Annotated in this window: 5 protein-coding genes; 3 read left to right on the top strand and 2 right to left on the bottom strand. The window is 68.2% G+C overall.

Features of this window, described 5'->3' with window-relative positions:
* Both QOC69_RS19530 and QOC69_RS19525 read right to left on the bottom strand, forming a co-directional pair.
* On the bottom strand, window positions 1-1,688 hold a 1,688-nt coding region (locus tag QOC69_RS19530; RefSeq protein ID WP_526442584.1), incomplete at its 3' end, for an FAD-dependent oxidoreductase.
* On the bottom strand, window positions 1,688-2,041 hold the full coding sequence (locus tag QOC69_RS19525; RefSeq protein WP_526442582.1) for a molybdopterin oxidoreductase: 354 nt from the start codon (window positions 2,039-2,041) through the stop codon (window positions 1,688-1,690). The genes QOC69_RS19525 and QOC69_RS19530, both read right to left, overlap by 1 nt.
* A gap of 189 nt (window positions 2,042-2,230) precedes the next feature.
* Here QOC69_RS19525 and QOC69_RS19520 point away from each other — a divergent pair, with 189 nt between their 5' ends.
* The 3 genes from QOC69_RS19520 to QOC69_RS19510 form a co-directional block, all read left to right on the top strand.
* Window positions 2,231-3,655, top strand: coding sequence for a nitrate/nitrite transporter (locus QOC69_RS19520; protein ID WP_526442579.1), 1,425 nt, complete (start codon window positions 2,231-2,233; stop codon window positions 3,653-3,655).
* A gap of 13 nt (window positions 3,656-3,668) precedes the next feature.
* The gene (locus QOC69_RS19515; protein WP_526442577.1) at window positions 3,669-7,622 is read left to right on the top strand and encodes a bifunctional nitrate reductase/sulfite reductase flavoprotein subunit alpha; all 3,954 of its coding nucleotides are present in this window, start codon (window positions 3,669-3,671) and stop codon (window positions 7,620-7,622) included.
* Between the two features lie 16 nt (window positions 7,623-7,638).
* A partial coding sequence (locus QOC69_RS19510; RefSeq protein WP_526442575.1) for an alpha/beta hydrolase occupies window positions 7,639-8,418 on the top strand: 780 nt, incomplete at its 3' end.

Below are 8,418 nucleotides of genomic sequence, written 5' to 3'. Positions count from 1 at the left end.
CGCTGGATGTTGGCGTGCACGCGGTCGTTGATGTACCTGGCGTCGCGTTCATCGACGAACTCGTCGGCCCATATCGTCTCCAGCAGCGACGCGAGCGCCATCTTGGAGTTGGCGTCCTCGGCGCCGTCGGGGGCCAGCGCGGCGAACACCGACGAGACCGAATGCAGTGCGAGCTCCCGGATGTGCCGCATCAGCGTCGGCTTGTCGTAGGGGACTCCCGGCACGTACCAGGATGCGGACGGATCCTCGGTGACGGCGCCGCCTGCGGCCCATTCGACGATCTGGCCGACCAACTCCTTGCAGGACCCGCACCCCTTGCCAGCCTTGGTCTTCGCCATCACCCCGGCGACCGACGTGGTGCCTGCGCGCACGCAGCCGACCAGTGCCGCCTTGTCCACCCCGTTGCAGTTGCAGACCTGCGCGTCGTCGGCCAACTCGGCGACCCCCACCGCGACGTCCGGCGTGCCGATGTCGAACATCAGCGAGACCCGCTCCTCGGGCAGCGGCAGCCCGCTGTCGAAGGCCTGGGTCAGGAACGACACCTTGCTCACGTCGCCGACCAACGTGGCACCGATCAGCTTGCCGTCGCGGATCACGATCGTCTTGTAGACGCCGTGCCGGGGTTCGGAGTACTGGACGAACTCGTCGTCGTCGAGTTCGGGTGCCTTGATCCCCATCGAGGCGACGTCGACGCCCGCCACCTTGAGCTTCGTGGCGACCCGCGAGCCGTGGTACGCCGAGCGCGGGTCGGTGCCGGTGAGGTGGTCGGCAAGCACCTTGGCCTGCTCCCACAGCGGTGCGACGAGGCCGTACACCTGGCCGCGGTGCTGCGCACACTCACCGACGACGTAGATGTCGTCGTCGTCGACGGAGCGCATGTGGTCGTCGGTGACGATGGCGCGCTCGACGGTCAGGCCCGCCCGTTGTGCCAGACCGACGTTGGGCCGGATGCCCGCCGCGATCACCAGCATGTCGCAGTCGAGGTGTTCCCCGTCGGAAAAGGCGATGCCCGCCAACCGCCCGTCCTCGACGAAGACCCCAGTGGTCCGCTTCTCGGTATGCACACCGATGCCGAGGCCCTCCACCGATCTGCGCAGGATCGCGCCCGCCAGCTCGTCGAGCTGGGCGTTCATCAGCGTCGGGCCTGCGTGCACCACGTCGACCGTCAGCCCCCGGTTCTGCAGTCCGCGGGCGGCCTCCAGGCCGAGCAGACCGCCGCCGATCACGACGGCCTTCGTCCTGGTGGCCGCCTCGGCGATCATCGTCGCCGTGTCGTCGAGGGTGCGGAAGCCGAAGACACCGTCGGCGAGGGTCTTGTCATCGGCCCACAGCCCGGTCATCGGAGGGAAGAACGACCGGCTTCCGGTGGCCAGGATCAGCTTGTCGTACCGCATGCTGGTGCCGTCGTCGGCGTGCACCACGCGCGCGAATGCGTCGATCCGCACCACCCGCACCCCGGCCCTGAGGTCGATGCGGTTGTCGGCGTACCAGGCGAAACCGTTGAGGTAGATCTCGGATGGATCATCGCTGCCGGCAAGGACATTCGACAACAGGATGCGGTTGTAGTTGCCGTACGGCTCGTCGCCGAACACCGTCACGTCGTAGGCATCACCGCCACCGCGGGCCAGGATCTCCTCGATCGCGCGGACGCCTGCCATGCCGTTGCCGACGACGACGAGTCGGGGCATCAGATCTCCACCAGGCCGAGGTCGACCACGACCGTCCCCGTGCAACCGCTCGGCGCGGCGATGAACAGTTCCAGCACCGTGTCACCCAGCAGGTCCTCCACCACGCGCAGTGCCACGTGCGTCGCCCCCTTGGCGGCGATCGGGAAGTACCGCATCGGCTTGCCGTTGCAGAACAGCACCACGCTGACCATCTCGTCGGTCGAGTTGCCGCCGCGGAAGTAGACGGGCTGTGTCACCGACCCGGCGGGCACCACGTATCGCAGTGAATCGTCGAGTGGCGCCGGCTTGTCGAGGCCGTTGCCGTCGAACTCGAAGGCGCCTTGCAGGAACCGGGGCGTGCTGCCGTCGCTCATGCTCCATGACTAGGCGGCTCGTGTTTCCGGGACGTTTCCTGCGCGAGGCGGGCGTGAATACCGTTGCGCACCCGGGCCCACAAGCAGTGTGTGAGCGGGTGTTGACACAACCGCTACCGAGGCGCAACGGCGGCAACACCCAGGGCACGTAAACAGTTGAGCAGACGCATTCCTGCTGGAAGGGCCACAATGTCGACACTGACCCGCGACCGCAACATCGAACACTGGGACGCCGAGGACGTCGCCGCCTGGGACTCGGGTGGAGCGAAGATCGCGAAGCGCAACCTGATCTGGTCGATCGTCGCCGAGCACGTCGGGTTCTCGATCTGGTCCGTCTGGTCGGTGATGGTGCTGTTCATGCCGCAGAACGTGTACGGCATCGACGCGGCGGGCAAGTTCTACCTCGTTGCGGTGCCGACGCTGGTCGGTGCGTTCATGCGCATTCCCTACACGGTGGCACCGGCCAAGTTCGGCGGGCGCAACTGGACCATCGTCAGCGCGCTGCTGCTGCTGATCCCGACGCTGCTGACGCTGTGGGCGATGAAGAACCCTGGCACCTCCTACACCACCTTCATGGTCGTGGCGGCGTTCGCCGGCTTCGGCGGAGGTAACTTCGCCTCGTCGATGACCAACATCAACGCGTTCTATCCGCAACGGCTGAAGGGCTGGGCGCTCGGGCTGAACGCAGGCGGCGGAAACATCGGCGTGCCGGTCGTCCAGCTCATCGGACTGCTGGTGATCGCCACGGTCGGCAATGCCGCCCCCGAACTGGTGTGTGCCGTCTACCTGGTGTTGATCGCGCTGGCAGCGGTGGGCGCCGCGTTGTTCATGGACAACCTGCGCAATCAGAAGTCCAACCTCGGCGCGCTCGCGGAGGCGTTGCGCTACAAGCACTCCTGGGTGATGAGCTTTCTCTACATCGGCACGTTCGGGTCGTTCATCGGCTTCTCGTTCGCGTTCGGCCAGGTGCTTCAGATCAACTTCCTGGCCGGCGGTGACAACGCGGCGCAGGCCGCGCTGCACGCCGCCCAGATCTCCTTCCTTGGGCCGCTGCTCGGCTCCATCTCGCGGCCGTTCGGCGGCAAGCTCGCCGACCGCGTCGGTGGCGGCAAGATCACGCTGTACACATTCGTCGCGATGATCTTCGCCGCGGGCATCCTGGTGGTCACGGGGATGATGGACGACGCCATGAAGGGTGCACCCACCGGCGGCCAAATGATCGGCTACGTCGTCGGTTTCATCGTGTTGTTCGTCCTGTCGGGCATCGGCAACGGCTCGACGTACAAGATGATCCCGTCGATCTTCGAGGCGAAGGCGCAGGACAAGGACGACTGGAGCCAGGAGGAGAAGGCGGCGTGGTCGCGCCGCATGTCCGGCGCACTGATTGGATTCGCCGGCGCGGTGGGTGCGCTGGGCGGCGTGTTCATCAACGTCGCACTGCGGATGTCCTATACCGGGGCGGCGAAGTCGGCGACCAACGCGTTCTGGGTGTTCCTCGCGTTCTACGTGATCTGCGCGCTCGTCACCTGGTTCGTCTTCCTGCGCATGCAGTCGGTGCGGGCGGTCACGGGTGAGCACGTGGGCAGGTTGGCCCAACCCGTCGGGGCCGGCTGATCGAGGGGATCAGGTGACGACGCGGACGGCGTGCTCGTACTGCGGGGTCGGCTGCGGGATCTCGGTGGAGACCCGTGCCGACCCCGATACGGGTCTGCCGGTGATCGCGCGGGTGTCGGGAGACAAGTTGCACCCCACCAATTTCGGTCGGCTGTGCACCAAGGGTGCCACGCACGCCGAGCTGATGCGTGCCGACCAGGGGCGCCTCACCACGGCGCTGGTGCGGCCATCGCGAGATGGGGCACTGGCCCCCACCGACGTCGACGACGCTGTGGCCGAGGCGGGCCGTCGCCTGCGGGCCATCCTCGACGAGCACGGTCCGGACGCCGTCGCGCTCTACGTGTCGGGTCAGATGTCGATCGAGGCGCAGTATCTGGCCACCAAACTGGCCAAGGGCTTCGTCCGCACGACGCACATCGAGTCCAACTCGCGGCTGTGCATGGCCAGTGCAGGAACGGGTTACAAGCAGTCGCTCGGCGCCGACGGGCCGCCGGGTTCCTACACCGACTTCGACCGAACCGACCTGTTCTTCGTGATCGGCTCGAACATGGCCGACTGCCACCCGATCCTGTTCCTGCGCATGGCCGACCGGCTCAAGGCGGGCGCCAAGTTGATCGTGGTCGATCCCCGCCGCACCACGACCGCCGACAAGGCCGACCTGTATCTCCCGATCAAACCCGGCACCGATCTGGCGCTGCTCAACGGAATCCTGCACCTTCTGGTCGAGGGCGGTGTCATCGATACCGCCTTCATCGCCGAGCACACCGACGGCTGGGACGCGATGCCCGGCTTCCTGGCCGACTACCCGCCGGACGTGGTCGCCGCGATCACCGGTCTGGCCGAGGCCGACATCCGCACCGCGGCGGCGATGATCGCCGAGGCGGGGGAGTGGATGTCGTGCTGGACCATGGGGCTGAATCAGAGCACGCACGGTACCTGGAACACCAACGCGATTTGCAACCTGCACCTGGCCACCGGGGCGATCTGCCGGCCGGGCAGCGGACCGATGTCGCTCACCGGGCAACCCAACGCGATGGGTGGACGTGAGATGGGTTACATGGGACCGGGTCTGCCCGGCCAGCGCGCCGTCACGTCCGCCGAGGACCGGGCGTTCGTCGAGACGCAGTGGGGGCTGCCCGGCGGGACCATCCGCACCGACGTGGGACCGGGGACCATCGAGATGTTCGGCCGGCTCGGCACCGGTGAGATCAAGGCGTGCTGGATCATCTGCACCAATCCCGTTGCCACGGTGGCCAACCGGAGCACGGTGATCGCGGGGCTTGAATCGGCCGAGCTGGTCATCACCCAGGACGCATACCAAGACACCGCGACCAACCGCTACGCCGACATCGTGCTGCCCGCCACGCTGTGGGCCGAGTCGGATGCCGTGATGGTCAACTCCGAGCGCAACCTGACCCTGCTGGCGCAGTCGATCCCGCCGGCAGGCCAGGCCCGGCCGGACTGGGAACTGATCTGCGAGGTCGCCGAACAGATGGGGTTCGGTGCCGACTTCGCCTTCAAGTCCAGCGAGGAGGTCTTCGACGAGATCCGCCAGTTCTCCAATCTCCGAACGGGTTACGACCTGCGCGGGGCCAGCTACGACCGGCTGCGCGAGACGCCGCTGCAGTGGCCGGTGGCGCCGGGCGGTGGGCCGGACCGCAACCCGATCCGCTACCTCAACGACGGCGTCAGCCAGACCACCTACGTCGACGCGGCGGGGCATCGGCCGCGGCTGGCGTTTCCCACCCCGTCGCGGCGGGCGGTGTTCCACCCGCGCCCGCACATGGACGCCCACGAGCTTCCAGACGACGACTTCCCGGTCGTGCTGAACACCGGACGGCTGCAGCACCAATGGCACACCATGACCAAGACCGGCAGGGTGGACAAGCTCAACAAGCTCGACAGTGGACCGTTCGTCGAGATACACCCCGACGACGCAGCGGCATTCGGCGTCACCGACGGCGGCAGGGTCGAGTTGACGTCGCGGCGCGGCAGGGCGGTGCTGCCCGCCGTCGTCAGCGACCGGGTCCGGCCCGGCAACTGCTTCGTGCCGTTTCACTGGAACGACGAACACGGCGAAGACCTGACCATCAACGCATTGACCAGTGATGCCGTCGACCCGGTGTCGCTGCAGCCCGAGTTCAAGTTCTGCGCGGTCCGGTTGACGCCCGTCACATCCGAGTCGTTGCCAGGGTTGCCGGACTCCGCGCCCGCCCTCGAAGACGACGAGTTGCTCTATCTCGCAGGGTTCTTCACCGGACTCGAGGACGGCGCGCCAGGCGTTCCGGTGCTGCCACCGTCGGCACCGCTGCGGTCGGCGGTCCGGCTGTGGATGGACGGGCTGCTCGCCGGGCGATACTCGCGCGCCGTCGCGGCGGAGATGCCCGGGGACGGCCCGCTGGTGCTGTGGGCGTCGCAGACCGGCAACGCCGAGGGTTTCGCATCCCAGGTCGCGAACCGCCTCGACGGATCCCGGCTTCTCGCGATGAACGAGGCCACCCTCGACGATCTCACCGGACGGCGCGACGTCGTGATCGTCACCAGCACCTTCGGCGACGGCGGCCCGCCCGACAACGGCGCCGAGTTCTGGGACCGGCTCGGCGCGCCCGACGTGCCCGCCCTCGACGGCGTGCGCTACGCGGTGTTTGGCATCGGCGACCGGTCCTACGACCAGTTCTGCGGCCATGCCAAGTCACTGGACCGCAGGCTCGCCGATCTCGGCGCGACCAAACTGGTCGACCGCGCCGAATGCGAGGCCTACGACGACGAGCCGATGGCGCAGTGGGCGGACCGGATCGTCGAGCTGATCGGTGGTGAGGCGGCGGGGATCGCGACCGTTGCGCAGAAGTCGGCACGGGAGTTCACCAGGACCCGGCCCGTGCGGGCGCCGTTGTGCCGCAACGTCCTGCTGACGCCGCGTACGGCGGCAAAGGAAGTGCGGCAGTTCGGCTTCGACATCTCCGAGCACGACGTCACCTACGCCGTTGGCGACGCGCTCGGGGTGTTCGTGGCGAACGCGCCTGCCGTCGTCGACGCCTGGCTGGCCGCCACCGGTCTGTCGGGCACCGAACCCGTGCCGGTCGACGGCGCCGAGGTCGCCCTGCGGGATGCGCTCATGTCGTCATACGACATCTGCCGGGTCACGCCGAACCTGATGACGTTCGTCGGCGAACGGTGCGCCGACCCGTCCGCCGGCCGGATCCTCAAGGCGCCGAAGGCCACTCGCGATGCCTGGCTGCTCGGCCGCAACGGGGTGGACGTCGTCGAGGAGTTCGCGGTGCGGGCGGACCCCGCGGAGTGGCAGGAGGCACTGGTACGCCTCACCCCGCGGTCGTACTCGATCTCGTCCAGCCCGCTGGTCAGCCCGCACGAGGTCCAGCTCACGGTGTCGGTGGTGCGCTATCGCAGCGTCCGCGGCGGGGACAGGGGCGGAGTGTCATCGACCTTCCTTGCCGACCGGGCGTCGCACGCCGAGGTGTTCCTGCAGCCGTCGCCGCACTTCCGGCCGCCCGAGGACGGCGGCACCCCGATGATCATGGTCGGTCCCGGCACCGGCATCGCCCCGTTCCGTGGCTTCCTGCAGGAGCGCCGGGCGCTGGGCCACTCCGGCCGCAACTGGCTGTTCTTCGGTGACCAGCACCGCGCCGAGAACTTCTACTACCGCGACGATCTCGAGGACATGGTTCGCGACGGTCTGCTGAACCGCCTCGATCTGGCGTTCTCCAGGGATCAGGCCGATCGGGTGTACGTGCAGCACAAGATGGGTGACTACGGCGCCGACGTCTGGCGCTGGCTGGAGGACGGCGCGCACTTCTACGTGTGCGGCGACGCCACCCGGATGGCCAAGGACGTCGACACGGCCTTGACCGCGATCATCCGCACCCACGGCGGGCTGTCCGACGAGGCCGCCCACGACTACAAGCGTGACCTGGTCGCGACGAAACGCTATGTGCGCGACGTGTACTGAGGTGTAACTTCGCGGCATGGCCGCACCCACTGTCAACGTCAAACTGCCCGGCCGACTCGGCGACCCCGCGCTCGAAATGCGCTCGGATCCCCGGTCGGACCCGCGGATGGTCGCCGCGTTCGCCCCGTTCGGGCTCGACGTGACTGCCCCGACGCCGCCCGTCACCAGGCACTCGCCCGTCGCGGACCTGCTGGCCGCCGCCGCGGCGACCGAACAGGCCTTCGACACCGTGTTCAGCGCCCTGCTCGCCGACGTCCCGACCCCCGAGGGGGTCGAGAGCCGCACTGAGACCATCACCGGCGTCGACGGCAACGACATCACGCTGTACATCGACCGGCCCGTTGGGGCGCAGGGCCCGGTGCCGGGGCTGCTGCACCTGCACGGTGGCGGGATGGCGATCCTGCAGACGGCCATCGCCTCGAGCTGGCGCGGGCTGCTGGCCGCAAGGGGGTGCGTCGTCGTCGGCGTGGAGTTCCGCAATTCTGCTGGTGCGCTTGGACCGCATCCGTTCCCGGCAGGCCTGAACGACTGCTCAAGCGCACTGGACTGGATGCATGCCGGGCGCGACGAACTCGGGCTCGCGTCGATCGTCGTCACGGGCGAGTCCGGCGGCGGCAACCTCTCTCTGGCGACGGCGCTGAAGGCCAAGCGCGAGGGGCGACTGGACCGGATCGACGGCGTGTACGCGCAGGTTCCGTACATCTACGGCGGGTACGACACCCCGGATCCGGCGCTGCCGTCGCTGATCGAGAACGACGGTTACATCCTCGGGGCATCCGGGCTGACGATCATGGCG

This window comes from Mycobacterium sp. (genome assembly GCF_032162105.1).
GTDB lineage: Bacteria > Actinomycetota > Actinomycetes > Mycobacteriales > Mycobacteriaceae > Mycobacterium.
This window is presented reverse-complemented; position numbering and strand designations above follow the sequence as displayed.

Bases quoted from the DNA above. Each gene is read 5' to 3' on its own strand.
- QOC69_RS19520 (WP_526442579.1), top strand. From the start codon at position 2,231: ATGTCGACACTGACCCGCGACCGCAACATCGAACACTGGGACGCCGAG.
- QOC69_RS19525 (WP_526442582.1), bottom strand. From the start codon at position 2,041: ATGAGCGACGGCAGCACGCCCCGGTTCCTGCAAGGCGCCTTCGAGTTC.